Raw genomic sequence first — 20683 nt, forward strand, 5'->3', positions numbered from 1 at the left:
TGCGCTAGCAGCCGCGAATGCTGAAAGTTTCCGTCTTGTCCAGAAACCCTAAATCCCGAAGGATGTGCGCGACCGAACTGGCGCGCTCGTGTGCGACGTAAAGCATGTAGTCCTCGACAAAGAGCCCAGGATCCCGCGAGATCACGCCGGATTCAATCATCTCAACACCTTTCTCCAGGTTCTTACGCTGCAGTGATGCCTTCCAAATCGTTCCCTTGACGATATGAATTGCGTCTTCATCGACATGGGTGATGGAAACGGTCTTGCCGCCTCGAATGGTCGGAACCTCAAAGCCTTCGCCGTATTTGTCGAAAACTGTTTTCCAATTCAGTGGCATCTTACACTCCTACAATATCATCACGGCGAAGATCGGTCCGGGGAACGGCAATCCATTGCCGTCCTTTGTCGATATTTGCACCCGCCATGCCTTCGATTACGTTGGAGGGCTCACAAAGCAGTAATCCCTGGTCGAGAAGCAACGCATGATGCTCGCTGCGGCGTTTCGTATCTTCGGCGTCATAAGCCGCGCGCGCGTCGAAAAATGCCTGTAGATCAGTAAGGGCCAGACGGGGGAGCAGATATTGAACTGTGGTCTCTGTCGCGCCAGGGGTCCGCTTAATTGGCACCTCTGGCAGGAACGACTGGTTCAATCGCTCGGACCAAGCCTCGGCCAGAGCGTTCTCAGGATCTTCTGGTGTGCGCAATTCTAGGAATTCTGGCTGATATCCTGTTGTAAGACCCAGTTCCGCACGCAGGTCGTGGTTGGTCGGGATGTCGGTGTCGGCGCCGAACCCTAACAGGTGGATCCAGCGCGCGCCCCATGGCGTTCGGGCGGCGGAATGCTGAGTAGAGGGCGCTGCCACCCAGTTCAAAAGACGCAGCGCTTCCCAGAGATTGGCCCCCTGGCGCCGGGTGAAGAGTTCCAGCAGCCGCTGCCGGGTAGTTTCGGACGCTTGTTCAGAGCTTTGGCTTCTGGACTGCGGCACGACCATGAAACCCGCAGTGAAGGGGTTCTTGTAAAGATCGCCGCAGGACAGCTCGACGCCCTTGTTTTTGGTATCATCGCAGAGCACATCAAGCTCGGAAAACACGGCATGGAGCTGCGCCGCAGCTTTTGGCGTCATGTTATCGCGGTGCGGCATAATTCCTATGCCCGTCACCAGCATGCGGCGACCGAACATCCGCGACGAAAGGTGACGCGCAAGATCCATCGCGATCCCGTTGCCAGCGCTGTCGCCAAGTCCGAACAGGATGCAGACGATCGAGTCGCCTTCGGTCTGATCCACACTTTTCGCGAAACGTTTTAAGGCCGAAAACATGCGTCGGTCGCCGTCGTAGTAGGCTTGGCCGTAGCTCGCCTTGGACACCGCGCGGGGGACGGCTCCGTCTTCATTGCGCATGGGGGTGTCCGCCGACAGCCAAGCGGCCGCGTCGGCATTTGCATGGTTAAAGGGATATTCAAGGTTCAGAAACTCGGGATACCGTGCCAACGTGCTTTGCAGTTGCGCCTGCTCGGGCTCTTCTAACGCCAGGGTTTCAATCTGTGACTTCTCTTTGGGGAACCTGCCGACTGCATTGCGAACCCGTGCCAAGGCCTCGTCGCCGATATCGACCGCAAGTCCGGTGAACCGGGCGCCCGGCGCGTCCAGCAAGTCTTCGGGAGCCTCGCGCAGAACCGTCTCAACGATCTGGGCGCCTTCGGCACCGACGCCGACTAGGTGGATGCTGTAAGGCAGATCAGCCGCAACCTTGATGTGATGAATGCCTCGATTCAGTGCGTCCAGCTTGCGTTGTTGCAGCTTGGCTTCGGTTGTTCCAATGGCGGGGAGTGGCCTGCCTTGGTCGAGGTCTAGTCCGGCTGTTGTTGCCATTATTACATTCCCAATTCAGTCGTCTTTAATTAGACGTTTCTCTGTACTCAGCCTGTCGATTTCGAAACATATCTGTGCCGGGTGAATTGAACGCCGCATATTTGGCGCTCACCCAATGCAAATTTGCTTTTTCTGTCTTTCAAGAATTCGAGTGAATCCCTGATCGGAAAACGAAAAAAGCCCCAACGCTTGTCGCTCTTATGAGCGGTTGCGATGAGGCTTCGGTGCCGACAATGTTTTTCAAGCTGAGTTGCTTGCATTAACGCTTGCATAGGGTTTGAAGCTGGTCAAGCATGAAAGTAAGAAAATTTTGTAAATTCTCAAAGACGCCTATTTTTTAGGATTTTCTTCAAAGATCTGCGGCGGGGCAGGGGGCGGACCAGCTTATCTTGAATAGGGACCATCACTGCCATGAGGCCCGAACGCCACCGGGTTCTGCTGGAAAAATAGGCAACTTTGGCAACTGGTTTTGAACAACCCAACCTTCGTGTCTAAGTTGCAAAGGATGGTAAGGCGATGCGATTTTGGTGTATCTTCACCGAAGTTTATTTCGCCGTGAGAGTAACGTAAGTCATTGACAGTATTATGTTTAGGCCGGATGTGCTGCCAATCGATCACGTGTTCAGTACCAGCAGACGAAGTAGTCATGACGCGTTCTCGACACTCTCAGAATTGCTTTGTTCCGCCGAACCGATTCCCGAAAAAAGTGCTTGCATGGTGTTTGATTCTCATGAAGTACTGAAGACGAGTTCAAATGTGAGCTTCAGCAAAGACCGAGCAAATAGGCTTTCCAGATGTGGCAACGACGCCGCGATGGAGGGCCTTTTTTTTGGCTTTAACCCAGCCAACCAAACCCAAAACTGAGAAAGACTGATCAAAGTCCTGATCTCACAGCGAGTGAATGGACCATGTAACTCCCAATAAGGGCATGCACTATCCACATTCCGTTACCGCTGCGAATCGCGTGATTTCGGGGCCACATCGCGCCTTTAATCGGAAATCTTCATGAATAGTCTTTCCAGCGAAAAATGGCGAGTCAGCCAGATAATAGAATGAACAAACTCGAAGGAATTACGCTATGAGACACGGTGACATTTCAAGCAGCGACACAACCGTTGGTGTTGCGGTCGTAAATTACAAAATGCCCCGCCTGCATTCGAAAGCCGACGTGCTTGAGAATGCAGAAAAAATCGCTGACATGGTTATTGGCATGAAGCAGGGTTTGCCCGGCATGGACCTTGTTGTATTTCCTGAATACAGCACCCAGGGCATCATGTACGACCCTGACGAGATGATGGAAACTGCCGCGAGCATCCCCGGCGACGAAACCGAAGTTTTCGCACGGGCCTGTCGCAAAGCAAACACTTGGGGTGTCTTTTCGATCACCGGCGAGCGCCATGAAGAGCACCCGAAGAAAACGCCTTATAATACGCTGATCCTGATGAACAACGAAGGAGAGATCGTTCAGAAGTATCGCAAGATTCTTCCCTGGAATCCAATCGAAGGCTGGTATCCGGGCGATCAGACTTATGTTGTCGAGGGCCCGAAAGGGATCAAGATCAGCCTGATCATCTGCGATGACGGCAACTATCCGGAAATCTGGCGCGACTGCGCGATGAAAGGGGCTGAACTTATTGTGCGATGCCAGGGGTACATGTATCCCGCCAAGGATCAGCAGGTGCTGATGGCCAAGGCCATGGCATGGGCCAACAACTGCTATGTTGCGGTTGCCAATGCCGCCGGATTTGACGGTGTCTATAGCTACTTTGGCCACTCTGCGATTATCGGCTTCGATGGCCGTACTCTTGGCGAATGTGGTGAAGAAGACATGGGCATTCAGTATGCCCAGCTCTCTGTCCCCGAGATCCGCGACGCTCGCGCCAACGACCAGTCGCAGAACCACCTCTTCAAGCTGCTGCACCGCGGCTACACTGGCATTCATGCCTCCGGCGACGGCGACAAGGGCGTGGCCGAATGTCCGTTCGAATTCTACCGGAACTGGGTCAACGATGCTGAGGCAACGCGTGAACATGTCGAATCCTTCACGCGAACGACCATCGGGGTGGCCTGTTGCCCCGTGGGCACCTTGCCCAACTCAGCGAAGGAAAAAGAAGCCGATTGAGCGGGACTAGACAAAGGGGCGGCGGTATCCGGCCGCCCCATTTTTTGACAGGCAGGAGATGACATGCCCTTTTTAACCGACCGGATCGACCAAACGCAAAGGGAGCAGAGGCTGACATCCGCCCTCGGCTATGAAAACGCCGGACGCACGGATCGGATGCCTGCCGACACCTCGTTCAACCCACGCCTTCGGTCACGCTTCTCGTTTGACCCGAAGCAAATCGAAAACGAGCTCAGAACCTCAATCATCGGTCAGGAAGAGCCGATCGAAAAGGTGATGGAGATACTCAAGGTCGTGCGTGCGGACATCGGCGACCCGCGCAAGCCGCTGGCCTCTATCATGCTTTGCGGACCGACCGGAGTGGGTAAGACGGAAACGGTGCGCACCATCGCGCGCGCCATGTATGGCGATGCCGATGCCTTCTGCCGCGTCGACATGAATACACTGTCGCAGGAACACTACGCCGCTGCGATCACCGGCGCGCCGCCAGGCTATGTCGGATCGAAGGAAGGGACCACCATCCTCGATCAGGAAACAATCGAAGGCCAGCGCGACCTTCCCGGGCTGGTGCTGTTCGACGAACTGGAGAAGGCAAGCAATGAGGTCGTTCTCGCCTTGATGAATGTCTTCGACAACGGCATCTTGACGGTTGCTTCTGGGGGGCGGACCTATTCGTTCAGGAATAGCCTAATTTTCATGTCGTCAAACCTTGGTGCGACGGAATTGATGAGCCTGGGCGACTCGAAACCGGCCCTTGGAACTCTTTGGAAAAACCTACGGTCCAAACCGGCGACTCCCCGTCAAGACGCCCGCGACATCGTGATGAAAGAGCTTCTGGCGCGATTCCCACCTGAACTTGTCAACCGCTTCGATCATATCGAAACTTTCAACCCGATCAGCAAGGATCAATTGCCCGACCTGGTCGACGTCGAGCTTGCGCGCCTGAACAATCGGCTGAAAAAGCATGAACTCAGGCTTCAGATTTCTGAAGACGTCCGCAGTTTTATCAGCACCGAGGGCTACGACAAGAGATTCGGCGCCCGTGATCTGCGTCGCGCGATGCGCCGACTGCTCGAATTTCCACTAGCTGATTATCTTTTAAGCAATCAGGGGGGGCATGCACCCTCGGATGGTTGCGTGAACATGGACATCGTGGCGGAGCACCTTGATGGTGCAATATCGTTTCGGAGCTCTGAAAGGGCCGATCATACATGACTTGGAAAGTTGGACTTCTTTTCTCCGAAACCGGTGTGACGTCAATCATCGAAAGATCTCAGTTGAATGGCGCACTGCTCGCGATAGACCAGATAAACGAAAAGGGCGGTGTCCTTGGGCGGAAGATCGAACCCGTCTCATATGACCCTGCTTCGATCGTCCAGAAATACGGAGAGCTTTGCGAGAAACTCATCGTCGATCACAAGATCAACGTCATATTTGGCTGCTACATGTCATCTTCTCGCAAGGAGGTTCTGCCGGTAATCGAGCAGCGCAATGCTCTGTTCTTCTATCCCACGCTTTACGAAGGCTTCGAGTACTCGCCGAATGTGATTTATGGCGGGGCGAGCCCGAACCAGAACAGCGTGCCTTTGGGTAATTTTCTGCTGGAGAATTACGGGGGTCGCATCTTTTTTGTCGGGTCCGATTACATCTATCCCCGGGAATCGAACCGGGTCATGCGCAATGTCGTGCGACAAGGTGGCGGAGAGGTGCTTGGCGAAGTCTATTTTGATCTCGAGTCCGGAGGTGCGGACTTCGACGATACATTGGCCGACATCAAGCGCGCCGCTCCGGATGCCATATTCTCGACCGTGGTCGGACAGTCCTGCATCGAATTCTATCGAGCTTACTTGGCGGCCGAAGGGGACGCCGCGATCTGTCCGATTGCCAGCCTGACAACGAATGAAGGCGAAATTGCAGCGATCGGTCCTGAAGCATCAGAGGGGCACATCACTGCCGCGCCATATTTCAGATCAATTTCCTCGCCTGAGAACCAGAGCTTTCTGGAAGCATACAAGAAGAAATTCGGCACGACTGTGGATGTGACAAGCTGTTGTGAGGCTGCCTATTGTCAGGTCCACATGTTCGCGCGGGCGCTTGAAATAACCGGTGAAATCGACACCGTCGCCCTCCGGGAAGCACTGCTGGGAATGAGGTTCGATGCGCCTCAAGGCGAGATCAAAATCGATCCTGACAACAACCATACCTACCTGCAATCGCGCATAGCCAAGGTCAATGCAGGTGGCGAATTCGTAATCCAATCGCAGGTGCGTCGCGCAATCAAGCCAGACCCCTACCTAGTGTCTCCAACGATATTCGACCTGCATTTCCGACAGCTCGAAGTTGCAGAAAGCGGATGAAAAGATGAGTGACCTGATACAGGAAATCAGAAACCTGCACGTAATGGTTGCTCTTCCCAGAGAGCAAAGTGCAGATGAGCTAATACAGCAAGTCAACCGAATTGGTTGCCAGGTCGAGCATCTATGGCCCTTGCCCGATACATTGCTGGAAAAGTTTGATCTGGTTTTCTTGGATGTCACTGATCAGAACGCCGAACGGCTGAACCGATTTATCAACAGCAGTAAGAGTTCGCAAACAATCGTAGCGGTCTTGGGCTACGAGAATCCCTCAGTTCTGGAATTGATCCTTGAGATCAAGGCCCATTCAGTGCTGAACAAACCAGTTCGTGCTTCGGGCGTGATGACCTCGATGCTGTTGGCACGAAAAATACAAGCCGAGCGCCTTCTGCACAGCAAGGCTATGAAGGCCCTCAAAGACAAGCTGGAAAACGTGCAGAAAGTCAACGACGCAAAGTTTGTTCTAATGCGGCATCGAGGGGTCAATGAGCGTGAAGCTTACGATCTGATCCGAAAGCAAGCGATGGCCAAAAGGGCCACGACGGCTGATATTGCACAGGCGATCATCAATGCAGAGAGCATACTTAGCGATTTCGGCGGATCTTAGGTGTCGTCAGGCGGGGGGGACGCTACCTAAAGCGACCAGTGATTGGACCTGTCGAGGTTTGTTGCCGCTCCTTGCGAAAGCAATTGCTGCAACAAAGGATCCTGTCTAAGAGACTGAAACGGAGAGGCGAATTCCACCGCGATGTGGCGCGGAGCCTCTACGCTAATCCGCACCGTCAGTTCCCCACGGCGTCAGATGGCTTTCATTGTATTTGGCCCAATTCGTCACCCGATGTTTCTGTTTGGGGATCTTGTCACGAAGATCGGCGCTGAACTTGTGCGACATCTACAGTTTCCTAGATGAAAGAGAGGCCGCTCCGGTATCTGACTTAAGGCGATCCCCGCAACAATGCCAGTTTACAGTGCCGATAGCACTAAATGGACCCTTAAGGGCTCAGGCCAGACAGCAACATACCCTTGTTTTTGCTTTGAAACTTGGATGCCATCGTGGGCCCGAAAAGCTGACATTTTCAGTTCGATACGCCACGCAAATTTTTCAAGTTGCGACGCCGTCATGCGCTGTGAAACGTTGTATTGCCGCTTCAACGTGACAGCGGCAAGCAGAGCGCAACTTATCGGCGTCGACCTTTTCCAACGCTTGCAAGATGGCGTCGTGTTCCGCCACAACCTCAAGATAGCGGTGGCGCGTATGGTGGCTCTTCAGCCGCATAACCTGTAACAGAACGCCGGTCTGACGATATCGGTCTGAAATCACGTCGTTTTTCATCAGATCGATGATCCTGTTGTGGAATTGGGCGTCCAAGGGCAAAAATCTTCTGATCATTTCGTCGTTATCTGCCTGTTCCCCCAGGCGCCGCATCTCATCGTTTATGGCGTGCAGTTCTGTCATGGTTTTTTCGTCAACCCGCTCTACAATCTCCTGTGCGCACCCAATCTCGAGGGCGAGTCGGAACCAGAAATTCTGGACAGTTCTTTCGGGGTCGATGGTGCTGACAAATGTGCCGCTGCGCGGCTTGACCTCGATCATGCCAATTTCAATGAGACGTTGAATGGCTTCTTTTACCGGTGTTTTGCTGACACCCATATCTTGGGACAGCTGTGTCAGATCAAGCCTGACTCCGGGTGCAAGCGTTCCGTTCAGGATAAGCTCGAGAAGCCTTTCATAGACCTGATCTCGGATTGAGTTGCTTTCGATTCTTAGTCCCGAAATGTTCTGCATTCTCACCTCAATCTCCGCCATTCCGCGACGAGCGCGCCGCGGTGACCACAAGTTTAGCTTGACTGTCATGAGTTTGAAAGGATAAGAAATCTGAAATATCAGATTTCAATGGGAACGTAGAGATAATGGCCAAGTGGTACTTCGATGATGACGCAGATCTGAAATGGCTGCAGGGAAAGACGGTCGGAATCTTCGGCTATGGCAATCAGGGGCGCAGCCAAGCGTTGAACATGCGGGATGCAGGCCTAGAAGTCGTTGTGGGTTCCCGCAGTGATGAGTCTGCTAAAAAGTCCGAGGAAGACGGGTTTGAAACTCTGCCTTTGGCCGAGGCTGCCGCGAGGGCGGATGTGTTGTTCATCCTAGTGCCCGACGAAGTCATGCCGCAGATATACGAGGAAAGTCTCGAACCTGGGCTAAAGCCCGGAGATACGCTGGTCTTTGCCAGCGGCTACAACATACATTTTAAGTACATCCAGCCGGGTCCGGAACTAAACGTCATCATGATTGCCCCGCGCATGGTCGGGCAGGGGGTGCGTGACACGGTTCTTGCGGGCACCGGATTTCCCAGCCTCGTCGCTGTTCATCAGGACGCAGACGGCAAAGCTCAGAATATCATGTTGGCACTTTCTCGGGCAATCGGGTCGACGAAGATGGGTGTGATCGAATCCAGCTTTGAGGAAGAAACTATCGTGGATCTGTTCCACGAACAGTTTGGATCGCTCCACGCCATAAAGCGCGCGATTGAGGTGCTGACTGAGGCCGGATGCAGCCCGGAAGCTGCCATGTTGGAAATGTATGCGTCTGGCGAGGTCCGCGAAATCGGACAGTATTACGTCGACCATGGCTTGTTTGGACAGCTGAAGTTGCACTCACGGACGAGCGAATACGGCCAGTTGGTTTACGCACGAGGGAAGCCCGAGCAAGAAGAGGCCCACAAAAACCATCTGCGCGGGATCGTCGAACGCATTCGGGACGGCAGCTTTGCAAAGGAATGGACCGAAGTTCAGGCCAACGGCATGACCGCGATGAAGGCAGCACAAGAAGAAATCGCAAACGACCCCATGACGATTGAGGAACGCAAGCTGTACGAGCGGCTGGGTCGCTTCTCGTCTTGATGTGGGTGTAGGGAAAGGCTGTCTCGGAGGAGAGACCAGCCTTTTTCCGAAGAAAATCTTGAGCAATTTACGATGATTGGGAGGAAATGATGAGAATTTTTACAACAGGGCTGACCTTGGCTTGCGTCGCCGGAACTGCGGTATTCGCAGCGGATTCCACGTTGCCGCGACAACTGGCGATTACATCCTATGGCACCGGTTCGTCCGGCTATAACCAATCCGTCGCCATCGGCGCGGCGTTGCAGGACAAGCGGGGTGTCAACTTGCGTATTCTGCCTGCCAAAAACGATGTGGCCCGAACTGAGCCGTTGCGTCAGGGCAAAGTTGATTTCTCGATGAACGGCGTCGGCGGAACTTTCATGGCACAGGAAGGTGTCTACCAGTTTGGAGCGAAATCCTGGGGGCCGATGCCGATCAGGGCGCTGGCATCGAACAACAGCGGCACCGTTGGCATTTCTTTAGGTGTCGCTGCGGAAGTTTGCGAACAGGTCGGCAAGCCGAATTGCGAAGGCTTCACCTATGCTGATCTAAAGGGGAAGCGCGTGGCCTGGTTGAAGGGCGCGCCGTCAATGAATGTCAATGCGCAGGCCTATCTGGCCTACGCCGGCCTGACGACGGATGACGTTGAATTGGTTGAATTCGGCGGTTTCGGCCCCTCTTGGAAAGGGATGGTGGACGGCAGTGTCGATGCGGCCATCGCCTCGACCAGTTCGGGAAAAGGCTACGAAGCGGCGAGCGGTCCGCGTGGCCTGTTCTGGCCAGAAATAGATCCGAACAACGCCGAAGGTTTGGCCCGGATGCAGGAGGTCGCGCCCTTCTTCACCCCGATGGTCGCTCAGGTGGGCGCGACAATCGACGGAACCGACGGCGTTCCGACGGCGGGTTACGCCTTTCCCGTGCTGATGACATTGGCCGACCGTGACCCGGAACTTGTCTATGGCGTCACCAAGGCGATGTTCGAGCTCTACGACAGCTACAAAGGGACCTCGCCGGGAATTGATGGATGGTCGCTGGATAATCAGGCGTTGGAATGGGTGGTGCCCTATCACGAAGGAGCGATCCGGTACTTCCGTGAGGCAGGCGTCTGGACCGACGCACATGACGCTCATAACGCCAAGATGATAGAACGCCAGCAGGTGCTCAACACGGCATGGAAGACACTTGAGGCAGAGAATCCGGACAATTGGGATGAAACATGGGCCGAGCGACGGCGCGAGGCACTTGGTGCGGCCGATTTCCCGGTTTTCTACTGAACCTATCTATCGTTTCGGGGGCTTGAGGCCCCCGAACTTCCCCTCAGGTCGGAACATCCCAGATGACCCAATCGATACAGAAATCTGCAGCCGAGCCCGCGGCACGGTCTCCTGCTGATACCGGCAATGCTGCACTTGATGCGGAATTGTCGGTTGGCAAACTACGCTTGCACGGGGTGATGCAGTGGTACGTCATTACGGCCACTCTGGCGGCAATCCTTGCTTCGGTGAACCAGTTGTTCAACTTGCGACTGGGAAACTATACCATGCTTGAGGGTCAGTATCTGTATATTTTGTCCGGCTTGTTCCTGTCTGTCACATTTGTCTGCTTCCGTGTCGATGGCAAGGCATCCGCCCACGCGCCTTGGTACGATTGGATGCTGGCATTGGCGTCTCTGATCGTGGCAGTCTATTTCGTCGCAACCGCCAGCGAGAGTCTGGACAGCGGCTGGGAGTATGCCGCACCGCAACGAGCGGTCGTGTTCTCGGTTGCACTCTATGTTTTGATCCTCGAGGCGACGCGGCGGGCAGGTGGCTGGGTGCTGTTCGGGATCGTCGCAACCTTTTCATTGTATCCGACCTTTGCCGGATCCATGCCCGATCCTCTTTCTGGATTCCAAAGCCCGTTTCTGGATGTCGTACCCTATTTCATGATCTCGTCCGAAGCTTCGTTCGGAATCCCGATGAACGCGTTTGGCAATCTTGTTATTGGCTTCGTGCTGTTCGGGGCGATCCTGCAGTTCACCGGTGGTGGCAAGTTTTTCAACAATCTGGCGCTGGCGCTTGTGGGACAATTTCGTGGCGGTGCGGCCAAGGTCGCGATTTTTGCCTCAGGGTTCATGGGCTCGATGTCCGGCTCGGTGATCTCGAATGTTCTGACCACTGGCGCAGTTTCAATTCCGGCGATGAAGCGCACGGGGTTTTCGGCGCGCTATGCTGCGGCAACCGAAGCCTGCGCCTCGACCGGTGGTGTACTGATGCCTCCGATCATGGGGGCCACCGCTTTTGTCATGGCGGCGTGGCTGTCGCGGCCTTACGTCGATATCATGATGGCTGCAGCCGTGCCGTCGATCCTCTATTATTTTGGGTTGTTTGTGCAAATTGATGCCTATGCCGCGCGCAATGACCTGCGGGGCTTGCCGCGAAGTGAACTCCCCCGTCTCAAGGAAACAATGCGCGGCGGCTGGCAGTACATCGTCGTCTTTGCCGTGCTGATCTTTCTGATGGTGGCGTTTCGTTGGGAAACCACCGCGCCGTTTTACGCAATCGTTCTGCTTCTGGTGATCAACCAGTTTTCCCACCATGATCGGTTTACGCGTCAGGGCTTCATGGACATGATTGTTTCGGTGGGGCGAACTTTGGGCGAGTTGACCGCAATCGTTCTGGGTATCGGGATCATCGTCGGATCGTTTCAGGCGACTGGGCTGACAGGACCACTGGCCACCGAGCTGATATTTATGGCTGGCGACAACGTGTTTGTTCTGCTTGTCATGGGCGCGATCACCAGCTTTGTCTTTGGCATGGGTATGCCGGTGACGGCCTGCTACATCTTTCTTGCGGTGGTGCTGGCGCCGACACTCGTCCAAGCCGGGTTGAACGAATTGGCGGTGCACCTTTTCATCCTCTATTGGGGGATGGTCAGCTTCATCACTCCGCCGGTGGCAATTGGTGCATTCGGTGCGGCGTCTTTGGCAGGCGCGTCGCCAATGCGCACAGGTGTCGAAGCGATGCGGCTTGGCGGAGTCATCTATATCGTGCCGTTCTTTTTTGTCTTGAACCCCGCGCTGATCGGCGAAGGGACGCTTTCGGAAATGGCAATTTTATTTGTTGGCGCATTGATCGGGATCTGGCTGATATCAGCTGCTCTGCAAGGATATGTCAGTTTTTTTGGTGCCCTGCCTGGTGGGATAAAGGGTGTAGCGCTACGGGTCTTGTTGTTCGGGGGCGGCATGCTGATCGCCGCTCCGACCGGGAATGCGTTCGGGCCGCTGCACTTGGCTGTGAGCGGCGCAGGCGTCGCCTTGGCGATCCTACCGCTCGTCGTTGCGCGCCGGAACCACGAACCGGTTGCAGCCGCCGCTGAATAGAGGCGATTGTGTCATCACCAGACGGCACCGGTTTCGCAAATGAGATGGGAGTAGGATACATGCAGGACGATCTCGACCGACTGGCGGCATACGTCGTTTCAGGTATGCGTGTCGCAGTTCCGGTCGACTACGGTGGCGTTCCGATGGCCCTGACGCGCCGGTTGATCGCTCGCGGCGATGCGCGTGACCTCCATTTGATCTGCGTGCCCACCGGCGGCTTGCAGGTCGATATGTTGCTCGGCGCCGGACTGGTTGCCACGGTTGAGACCAGCGCGGTTTCTCTGGGCGAAGCCGGAGGAGCCCCACGGTTCAATGACGCAGTCCGGTCTGGCGAGGTACGTATGCTCGATGCGACCTGCCCTGCAATTCATGCTGGATTGCTTGCTGCTCAAAAGGCCGTTCCATTCATGCCAATGCGCGGTTTGCTTGGGTCGGATGTTCAAGCTTATCGTGAGGATTGGAAGGTCATTGACAATCCACTGGCAGAGGACGCTGATCCGATCGTTCTCATCCCGGCGATTCATCCGGATGTGGCTGTATTTCATGCGCCTATGGCGGATCGCGCCGGCAATGTCTGGATTGGCAGGCGGCGAGAACTCGCGGCCATGGCGTATGCCGCACGGACGACGCTGGTGACTGTCGAACGGATCGTTGAGACGGATTTGATGGCAGATGAGACCACCGCCGCAGGCACTTTGCCGGCTCTATATGTCACCGACATAGCACAGGCCGAGCGAGGGGCGTGGCCGCACGGGCTGTGGGGTACCTATGATCCGGACTCGGCCGAGTTGCGCCGCTATGCTGCTGCCGCGAAAACGGCTGCGGGCTTCGCCGAGTATATGGCAGAAACCAAAAGCGAGACAGCCCCATGAGTACGTCTGCAATTGCGCGTGAGATCCTGATCGTCAGTATTGCCCGATTGTTGCACGGAACGCGTCATGTTGCAGTGGGTGCCGCGTCGCCGATCCCGGCGGCGGGGGCGATGCTGGCCCGGGCGTTGGCCGAAGCGGCGGATGAGCCAAGGTTGCGGATTTCGATCCTGGGATCTGTCGAGCACAACTTTTTTACGAATGGCTCGGCCGAGTTGTTCGATTGCGCCGGGCAGGGACGTATTGATGCCTTCTTTCTGGGCGGTGGTCAGATTGACGGTGCGGGCAATGTCAATCTGGTAGGGGTCGGCGAATATCCCGAAATGAAAGTGCGCTGGCCAGGATCCTTTGGCTCTGCATATCTGTATTTCACCATTCCGCGGGTGATCCTGTTTCGAGAAGAACACACGCCGCGGGTAATGGTGAAGAGCGTTGATTTCATCAGCGCACCCGGTACCAGCGCGCCTGACGTCTGGCGCAAGGGTGGCCCGTATGCTCTCTTGAGCGGGCGCGGCTTGTTCATGTTTGACAAGGACAAACCCGGCTTCCGACTTGAAAGTCTGCATTCCGGACAGACGCTTGCCGAGATGCGTGATGCCACTGGCTTTGAATTCGATCATGATGAAAACCCGCCCGAAACCGCGCCACCTGATGCGCCCACACTGGCGTTGCTTCGGGGGCGTGTACTGGATGAATTACACGAAACCTATCCCGATTTTGCCGCTGGATTGCGCGCCGCGATTCACGGAACCGAACCACAGGAAGCCACAAAATGACGGAAAATACCGGATCCCTATCTCACCTCAAGGTGATTGATCTTAGTCGCGTTTTGGGTGGTCCATATGCCGGTCAAATCCTGGCTGATCATGGGGCCGATGTAATCAAGATCGAACCTCCCGCCGGGGACGAAACCCGCGGCTGGGGCCCTCCGTTTCTGGAAGGGACAGCCAGCTATTTCCTAGGTGTGAACCGCAATAAGCGGGGTATGTCGCTGGATCTCTCAAAGCCAGAAGGGCAGGAATTGCTCGCCCGTTTGCTGGAAGATGCGGACGTTCTGATCGAAAATTTCAAGACTGGGACAATGGACAAATGGGGTCTGTCTCACGCTGAGATCGAACGCCGGTTCCCCAAACTTGTGCACTGTCGTGTGTCCGGCTTTGGCGCCGATGGTCCGATGGGCCGTCTGCCCGGCTACGATGCGGCGATTCAGGCCAGTTGCGGTATCATGAGCGTAAATGGCGAGGAGGACGGAGAAGCGTTGCGTGTTGGTCTGCCAGTCGTGGACATGGCGACCGGACTGAACGCAGTGATCGGGATTCTGATGGCGCTCGCCGAACGTGGTCAGAGTGGCAAAGGCCAGTTCGTCGAGACGGCTCTTTATGACTGTGGTGTTTCCTTGCTGCACCCGCATCTGCCGAACTATTACCTTTCGGGCAAAGTGGCTGGTCCATCAGGGAATGCACATCCCAACATTTGCCCTTACGATACGTTTTCGACCCGGACTGATCCACTGTTTCTCGCAGTCGGCAACAACCGGCAATTCGCAACATTGTGCCGTATCATTGATCGCCCCGATTTATCCGCGGACGAGCGGTTCGCTGACAATAGCGTCCGTAATCAAAACCGGGATGCATTGAAGATCGAGTTGGAAGAGGCGATGCGTGCCCATGACTGTCATGAGCTCGCGGATGAATTGATCCAGGCTGGCGTACCTTGCGGTGCGGTGCGGTCTATCGACCAAGTCGTCGAGGACCCACACACCCACCACCGTGAAATGGTTGTGGATATAGGAGCCTATCGCGGGACGGGCAGCCCGATTAAGCTGTCACGCACACCGGCATCCTATCGTCGGGCGCCGCCAGCTTTTGCCGAACACAATCCAGAGATCTTGCAAGGATTGGGCGCCGACCCGGCAAGTCACCCCAGAGCAGAGCCTGATCCCGACAAGCAACCCTAAGTTTGGCCAAGCGTCTATCGACCAGCCTACACGCGCCCGGGCGCGTGTCCAAAAAAAGTAAATAAGGAAACCCTATGAACGGCGCTGATCTGCTTTGTGAAACCCTTTTGGCCAATGGCATCGACACTTGTTTCGCCAATCCGGGCACATCCGAGATGCATTTTGTTGCGGCCTTGGATCGCCAACCACGTATGCATTGTGTTCTGGGGATGAGCGAAGGTGTGGTGACCGGTGCTGCAGATGGATATGCCCGGATGGCTGACAAGCCCGCCGCGACGCTTCTGCATCTGGGTCCGGGTCTCGCCAACGGAATAGCCAACCTGCACAATGCCCGACGAGCAGGCTCGCCGGTCGTCAACATCGTGGGGGATCACGCAACATATCACCTGCCGCTTGACGCCCCTCTGACCTCTGATGTCGCAGCGTTGGCGCGACCAATGTCGCATTGGTTGGGCCGGGCTGAAACCGCTGACAGTGTCGGACTGCGCTCGACCGAGGCCATAGTGGCGTCACGACAATTCTCCGGGCAAATTGCGACGCTCATTCTCCACGCTGATGCGGCATGGAGTGATACGACCGGCGAGCTAGGTGAACCCGCCTCGCACTGGATGCCGACTTCTCCCGACGCCGACCGAATCCGCGCCGCGGCGGACGTTCTGCGGACTAGACGGAATGTTACCATTCTGGTGTCGGGGCACGCACTCCGGGAACCTCAACTGAACCAGCTGAGCAGGATCGCGACCCAGACAGGCGCCCGCCTGATGGCTCAACAATCAAATGCACGGATGCAACGCGGCCAAGGCAGGGCGGATATTGAACGTGTTCCCTATCCCATTGATCAGGCGCTCGCCGCTTTTGCAGATACCGAATGCGTTATTCTGATAGGCGCCCCCGAACCGGTCGCGTTTTTTGCCTATCCCGGAAAACCTGGACGCATCTTGCCGGAAACCTGTCAGGTCATGAAACTTGGTGAACCTGATCATGACATCGTCGCCATGATCAACGCTTTGGCCCAGGAAACGGGGGCTGACTCTTCATGCACCCCCGAACGTACCAGTCACGCGATACCCGACCTGCCGACCGGTCCGCTCACGCCGGATGGCATTGCGATCGCCGTCGCTCGAAGCCTGCCGGAAAATGCTGTGATCTGCGACGAGTCTGTGTCTTCAGGACGCAATTTCTTCGCACACACACATGGTGCCGCGCCGCATGACTTTCTTCAATTGACCGGAGGCGCAATTGGTATCGGCATGCCGCTGGCCGTGGGCGCTGCCATTGCCTGCCCAGACCGAAAGGTATTATCCCTGCAGGCAGACGGCAGCGGGATGTATACGGTTCAGGCGTTGTGGACTCAGGCGCGCGAGAGATTGGATGTGGTGACTGTCATCTTCGCCAACCAGCGCTATCAGATTTTGCATGGCGAGCTGCAGAATGTCGGCGCCGCCGCTCCGGGTGAAAACGCGCGACGCATGCTGGATCTGGACGATCCTGCACTCGACTGGGTCAGCATCGCCAAAGGTATGGGCGTAGCCGCTGCGCGTGCGGAAACCCCGGCGCAATTCTCTGATTTGCTGTCTACGGCGTTTCGCAATAAGGGGCCATTCCTGATCGAAGCGATGATCTGAAAATATCGCAACGCACTGACATTCGTAACAAAACCAAGAAAGGCAGTTCCCTATGACCAATTTACCGATCAGCCGGTTTCCTGTGCCAAAGCTCGCGGATCTACCAGATGACATTCGCGCTCGTATCGAGGAAGTTCAGGAGAAATCGGGTTTTGTGCCCAATGTTTTCCTGACTCTGGCACATCGTCCGGACGAATTTCGTGCCTTTTTTGCCTACCACGACGCACTCATGGAAAAACCGGGACCGATCACCAAAGCCGAACGCGAAATGATCGTGGTGGCCACCAGCAATCTGAACCAGTGCCAGTATTGCGTGGTGTCTCACGGCGCAATATTGCGAATTCGCGCTAAGGATCCGTTGATTGCAGATCAGGTCGCTGTAAATTACCGCAAGGCCGACATTACTTCACGCCAGCGGGCCATGCTGGATTTTGCCGTCAAGGTATCGGCCAATGCTCAGGAAGTTGGCGAAGCTGATTTTAATGCGCTGCGCACGCACGGGTTCGATGATGAGGACATCTGGGATATCGCTGCCATCGCAGCGTTCTTTGCGCTCTCAAATCGCATGGCAAATGTCACCAAAATGAGGCCCAACCCTGAGTTCTACGCAATGGGCAGATAAGTTATGTTACCCCGCACGTCCTTGTTTCAGAAATCGCCCTTAGTCTGATACCGGAACGGTCTGTTTCATCCAGGGTGCTGTAGGCGGGTGTCGTCACATTGACTTCTGGGCCTTGCAAGAACGACCTGTTTCTCTTGGATCAGGCAACGGCGGCTGCGGTTCCCCAGCTTCGAAAGCTTCCATTCGGTGATACCGGATAGTCAGGGCGGTGCGGCGTTTAGATGGAACGGCGCAGCAAATTCGGGTGGCGGAATGAACTGGGACAAAGCGCTGTAATTCTCCGGGCGAGCGGAAGCTTTGCATCGCTCGTTCCCGCTTTCGAAATGGTAGGTGGCTGTTCTCAGGGCGATTGATGTGGTCTTTGCGCGACCAATGATCAAGGCTTGGGGCCACTTCTCGTCTGGGCAGCCCGTAACAATTGATCAGGCGGATCAGTAACCGTCTCGCGGCCCGCTTGGATTGCAGGATTTACTCCAGAACGACACTATTTTGATCGACCGCACGCCAGATCCAGAACATTTGCCCCGAGATTTTCACAACCACCTCAGCCAGAGGCCAGGCATCTCCGGGTCGCGTCTGTCCTCGCCGCAGGTTGCGTGCGATTAAAGACCCGAATTTGCACGTCCACCGACATTTCCTCGACCTCGCGTAGACTGGGTTTGAAGCATACGTACAGCCAGATCGTATGTGCAATGATTTGAGGCGGCAATCGTTGGCGCTTGCCGTTGATCAAAGGCTGTCACATGCACCCCGTCTAGGCTCAAGCCGGAACATCGACATCCGACGTCCAATTTACGTGACATCACCCTTTCCAGTCATATGATCTTGTCGTGGGCATGGTCGACAAATCTCGTTTTCAGCATCACTCAGAGAAAGAACGGGTCAACCGTTTCGCAAGCATATGAAAGTATGTGATTAATTATACTTGAATTAAAATTCAAGAATAATTACGGTGCGTATCCACGGCGTATTCCATGCGCTGTCGAGAAGGGACCCGCACGGCTGAGGAGACGGTCGCGGTTCTTATCACCACAACGGGAGGAGCTTGTTTTGAGCGCTTACAAGAAAGAACTACGATCCACGATCGGGTTCGGCATCGTCTATGTCCTGCTCGGGCATACCGGCCTTTGGGCGGTATTCCTGGGCACAGACAACAGTGTCCGAATACTCGGTTTGCCAGTGCATTACTTTATCGCAATCACGCTTGGCTCGCTCGGGGTATTACTCTGGTCACTGGTCTGGTGTCGCTATGCCAACAAACTGGAAGATGAGATTGAGGCTGAAAACGCCGGTCACTTCAGCGATGCCAAGTCCGCCCACGAAGGTTCTAGCCTGGCTACCATGCGGCCCGACACCATTGGTTTGCCGGAGGCTGCGAAATGACCCCGGCAGATTGGCAACTTCAAAACATTTGGCTGGGCCTGGGGATTACGATCGCCGTTTTCAGCATGTATTACGCCGTGGCGCTCTTCAACAACAAGAAGACCGCCAATGCGACTGACCTTTACTTGGCGGGCCGCTCTATTGGTCCAGTGGTCAATTCACTCGCAGCATCGTCTACCTGGATGAGTGTCGCGACCTTTCTCGGGGTGGTCGCCCTTATCCAACAATTGCATCTGCCATTTGTCTACATGTGGGTGCAGCTCATCCTGAGCGTTCCACTGTTGGTCATGCTCTACGGCGCATCGTTGTACCGTATGGAAGTGTTCACTTCGGTCCACTTCGTCCAAACCCGCTACGGGCGTAACACTGCCTTTCTAGCCGCCGCTTGGATGTTGTTGATCATGTTGATGTACATGGTCGGCCAGTTCATCGGCATCGCCAAGGTTTTCGAGGTCCTGCTGGGTTTGCCCTATACACCGTCGCTGATCCTGTCTGCATTGGTGATTACTGGATACATCACGATTGGAGGCATGAAGGGCGCAACATATAACGACGCGATCCAGATGGTCATCATGATGATCGCCCTGATCGTACCACTTGCCGCAATCCTCAAGGCAATGGGCGTGCCCGGATTCTGGTTTCCACCACTTGGGTATGGCAGCCTGACCGACACGTTGCTGGAGCGGATACCGACTTTCTTTGACCTGAAATTCGAAGCCCGGTTCTATCTTGCGTTGTTCGTTGCACTGACAATTGGAACCCTGGGTCTACCGCAATTGGCACAGCGTGTGCTGACATCTGAAAATATCAAATCGGCCCGCAAAGTGGTGCCTTGGTTCTGTCTTTGGGTCGGGCTGATGTTTCTCGGCACCTATGCATTGGGATTTGCAGGCGTTTATCATTTTGCCCTGATCGGGCAGGAACTGACACCCGAGGCCGCAGACAAGACCACGCTTCTATTGAACCTCGCCTACAATCCCGATTGGGTTTCGGCGTTTGTCATCGCAGGCGTCTTGGCCGCCGGGGTCTCGACGATTGCAGGACTGATGATCGGCGTGGCAACCGTGGTTGGCCACGACATCGTCGGCGTTCTGCGTCCGCACCTGTCCGAAAAGAAGCAACTGCGCTATGGCTACTTTGCCCTTGCGGGTACGGGCGTCGTATCCCTTCTCGTATCGCTCGATCCACCGGCGTTTCTGATCACGTCGATCTTTTGGGCCTTTGGAATGTGCGCCACTGCCATTACGCCCATGGTCGTACTGGGCGTGTGGTCCACCCGCATCAATGTCTGGGGCGCTTTCACCGGCAGCTTGGTGTCCGGGGTGCTTTATATCCTGCTGTCGCCCTACGTTTTGCCGGGGCTGTCGGTCGGCACGGGCCTCGTCGCCAAGCTGGGTTTCGCGACCTCGCTGATTTCGGTTCCGGCCGGGTTCATCCTGACAATTCTGGTGTCACTTTTGGCCGAAAGGCTGAAAGGCGATGAAGCGGCACAAGAGCGTGGCCGCGCGCAGGAATTGGTCGAAAAAATGCATGGTTGGGCACATGTGACGCGGACACGCTATGACAGCAGCCCATGGTTGTTGATCCTTGCCGCGATGTGGGTGCCGATCCTGTTGTGGGGGCTGCTACCGTGGTAAAC

18 protein-coding genes are annotated in these 20683 nt (G+C 55.4%); 14 read left to right on the forward strand and 4 right to left on the reverse strand.

Going from position 1 to position 20683, the window contains the following annotated elements; all coding sequences use genetic code 11:
• Positions 1-4 precede the first annotated feature (4 nt).
• Both ABJO75_RS06340 and ABJO75_RS06345 read right to left on the reverse strand, forming a co-directional pair.
• Positions 5-337: a hypothetical protein gene (locus tag ABJO75_RS06340; protein ID WP_348128403.1), complete on the reverse strand. Its 333-nt coding sequence runs from the start codon at positions 335-337 to the stop codon at positions 5-7.
• A 1-nt stretch (position 338) separates the two neighbouring features.
• The gene (locus tag ABJO75_RS06345; protein WP_348128405.1) at positions 339-1871 is read right to left on the reverse strand and encodes a hypothetical protein; all 1533 of its coding nucleotides are present in this window, start codon (positions 1869-1871) and stop codon (positions 339-341) included.
• A gap of 1078 nt (positions 1872-2949) precedes the next feature.
• Here ABJO75_RS06345 and ABJO75_RS06350 point away from each other — a divergent pair.
• The 4 genes from ABJO75_RS06350 (at position 2950) to ABJO75_RS06365 (ending at position 6954) form a co-directional block, all read left to right on the forward strand.
• Complete coding sequence (locus ABJO75_RS06350; RefSeq protein WP_348128408.1) at positions 2950-3993, forward strand: aliphatic amidase; 1044 nt, start codon at positions 2950-2952, stop codon at positions 3991-3993.
• Between the two features lie 156 nt (positions 3994-4149).
• A complete protein-coding gene (locus ABJO75_RS06355) occupies positions 4150-5208 on the forward strand; it encodes an AAA family ATPase (RefSeq protein WP_348432397.1) in 1059 nt (352 codons plus the stop codon).
• Complete coding sequence (locus ABJO75_RS06360; RefSeq protein WP_348128413.1) at positions 5205-6350, forward strand: transporter substrate-binding domain-containing protein; 1146 nt, start codon at positions 5205-5207, stop codon at positions 6348-6350. The genes ABJO75_RS06355 and ABJO75_RS06360 overlap by 4 nt, the downstream gene beginning before the upstream one ends.
• 4 nt (positions 6351-6354) lie before the next feature.
• On the forward strand, positions 6355-6954 hold the full coding sequence (locus ABJO75_RS06365) for an ANTAR domain-containing protein (protein WP_348128416.1): 600 nt from the start codon (positions 6355-6357) through the stop codon (positions 6952-6954).
• Between the two features lie 162 nt (positions 6955-7116).
• Here the strand turns inward: ABJO75_RS06365 and ABJO75_RS06370 are convergent, their stop codons facing one another.
• Entirely contained in the window at positions 7117-7239 is a 123-nt protein-coding gene (locus ABJO75_RS06370) for a hypothetical protein (RefSeq protein ID WP_348128419.1), read from the reverse strand.
• Positions 7240-7449: 210 nt separating this feature from the next.
• Positions 7450-8202, reverse strand: a complete 753-nt coding sequence (locus ABJO75_RS06375; RefSeq protein ID WP_348128421.1) for a GntR family transcriptional regulator — start codon at positions 8200-8202, stop codon at positions 7450-7452.
• 56 nt (positions 8203-8258) lie between these two features.
• On the opposite strand from ABJO75_RS06375, the gene ilvC reads away from it, so the two are divergent.
• The 10 genes from ilvC (at position 8259) to ABJO75_RS06425 (ending at position 20681) form a co-directional block, all read left to right on the forward strand.
• Positions 8259-9248, forward strand: coding sequence for a ketol-acid reductoisomerase (gene ilvC / locus ABJO75_RS06380; RefSeq protein WP_348128424.1), 990 nt, complete (start codon positions 8259-8261; stop codon positions 9246-9248).
• An 89-nt stretch (positions 9249-9337) separates the two neighbouring features.
• A complete protein-coding gene (locus ABJO75_RS06385) occupies positions 9338-10501 on the forward strand; it encodes a TAXI family TRAP transporter solute-binding subunit (protein ID WP_348128426.1) in 1164 nt (387 codons plus the stop codon).
• 62 nt (positions 10502-10563) lie between these two features.
• Complete coding sequence (locus ABJO75_RS06390) at positions 10564-12588, forward strand: TRAP transporter fused permease subunit (RefSeq protein WP_348128429.1); 2025 nt, start codon at positions 10564-10566, stop codon at positions 12586-12588.
• Positions 12589-12647: 59 nt separating this feature from the next.
• On the forward strand, positions 12648-13460 hold the full coding sequence (locus ABJO75_RS06395) for a CoA transferase (RefSeq protein ID WP_348128431.1): 813 nt from the start codon (positions 12648-12650) through the stop codon (positions 13458-13460).
• On the forward strand, positions 13457-14233 hold the full coding sequence (locus tag ABJO75_RS06400; protein WP_348128434.1) for a CoA-transferase: 777 nt from the start codon (positions 13457-13459) through the stop codon (positions 14231-14233). Before ABJO75_RS06395 ends, ABJO75_RS06400 begins: the two co-directional genes overlap by 4 nt.
• Positions 14230-15414: a CoA transferase gene (locus tag ABJO75_RS06405; protein ID WP_348128437.1), complete on the forward strand. Its 1185-nt coding sequence runs from the start codon at positions 14230-14232 to the stop codon at positions 15412-15414. The genes ABJO75_RS06400 and ABJO75_RS06405 overlap by 4 nt, the downstream gene beginning before the upstream one ends.
• 74 nt (positions 15415-15488) lie before the next feature.
• A complete protein-coding gene (locus tag ABJO75_RS06410) occupies positions 15489-17039 on the forward strand; it encodes an acetolactate synthase large subunit (RefSeq protein WP_348128440.1) in 1551 nt (516 codons plus the stop codon).
• A gap of 52 nt (positions 17040-17091) precedes the next feature.
• Positions 17092-17661, forward strand: a complete 570-nt coding sequence (locus tag ABJO75_RS06415; protein ID WP_348128443.1) for a peroxidase-related enzyme — start codon at positions 17092-17094, stop codon at positions 17659-17661.
• A 1050-nt stretch (positions 17662-18711) separates the two neighbouring features.
• Positions 18712-19044 carry a hypothetical protein gene (locus tag ABJO75_RS06420; protein ID WP_348128446.1) on the forward strand — a complete coding sequence of 111 codons (333 nt, stop codon included), beginning with the start codon at positions 18712-18714 and terminating at the stop codon, positions 19042-19044.
• A complete protein-coding gene (locus tag ABJO75_RS06425) occupies positions 19041-20681 on the forward strand; it encodes a sodium:solute symporter (protein ID WP_348128448.1) in 1641 nt (546 codons plus the stop codon). Before ABJO75_RS06420 ends, ABJO75_RS06425 begins: the two co-directional genes overlap by 4 nt.
• The last annotated feature ends 2 nt before the right edge of the window (positions 20682-20683 follow it).

Source organism: Sedimentitalea sp., assembly GCF_039973035.1.
GTDB lineage: Bacteria > Pseudomonadota > Alphaproteobacteria > Rhodobacterales > Rhodobacteraceae > Sedimentitalea.

Coding starts and splice junctions, on each gene's coding strand:
- ABJO75_RS06415 (WP_348128443.1), top strand. CDS start 17,092: ATGACCAATTTACCGATCAGCCGGTTTCCTGTGCCAAAGCTCGCGGAT.
- ABJO75_RS06355 (WP_348432397.1), top strand. CDS start 4,150: ATGCCTGCCGACACCTCGTTCAACCCACGCCTTCGGTCACGCTTCTCG.
- ABJO75_RS06390 (WP_348128429.1), top strand. CDS start 10,564: ATGACCCAATCGATACAGAAATCTGCAGCCGAGCCCGCGGCACGGTCT.
- ABJO75_RS06400 (WP_348128434.1), top strand. CDS start 13,457: ATGAGTACGTCTGCAATTGCGCGTGAGATCCTGATCGTCAGTATTGCC.
- ABJO75_RS06370 (WP_348128419.1), bottom strand. CDS start 7,239: ATGTCGCACAAGTTCAGCGCCGATCTTCGTGACAAGATCCCCAAACAG.
- ABJO75_RS06350 (WP_348128408.1), top strand. CDS start 2,950: ATGAGACACGGTGACATTTCAAGCAGCGACACAACCGTTGGTGTTGCG.
- ABJO75_RS06375 (WP_348128421.1), bottom strand. CDS start 8,202: ATGACAGTCAAGCTAAACTTGTGGTCACCGCGGCGCGCTCGTCGCGGA.
- ABJO75_RS06410 (WP_348128440.1), top strand. CDS start 15,489: ATGAACGGCGCTGATCTGCTTTGTGAAACCCTTTTGGCCAATGGCATC.
- ABJO75_RS06345 (WP_348128405.1), bottom strand. CDS start 1,871: ATGGCAACAACAGCCGGACTAGACCTCGACCAAGGCAGGCCACTCCCC.
- ABJO75_RS06395 (WP_348128431.1), top strand. CDS start 12,648: ATGCAGGACGATCTCGACCGACTGGCGGCATACGTCGTTTCAGGTATG.
- ilvC (WP_348128424.1), top strand. CDS start 8,259: ATGGCCAAGTGGTACTTCGATGATGACGCAGATCTGAAATGGCTGCAG.
- ABJO75_RS06385 (WP_348128426.1), top strand. CDS start 9,338: ATGAGAATTTTTACAACAGGGCTGACCTTGGCTTGCGTCGCCGGAACT.
- ABJO75_RS06365 (WP_348128416.1), top strand. CDS start 6,355: ATGAGTGACCTGATACAGGAAATCAGAAACCTGCACGTAATGGTTGCT.
- ABJO75_RS06340 (WP_348128403.1), bottom strand. CDS start 337: ATGCCACTGAATTGGAAAACAGTTTTCGACAAATACGGCGAAGGCTTT.
- ABJO75_RS06405 (WP_348128437.1), top strand. CDS start 14,230: ATGACGGAAAATACCGGATCCCTATCTCACCTCAAGGTGATTGATCTT.
- ABJO75_RS06360 (WP_348128413.1), top strand. CDS start 5,205: ATGACTTGGAAAGTTGGACTTCTTTTCTCCGAAACCGGTGTGACGTCA.
- ABJO75_RS06425 (WP_348128448.1), top strand. CDS start 19,041: ATGACCCCGGCAGATTGGCAACTTCAAAACATTTGGCTGGGCCTGGGG.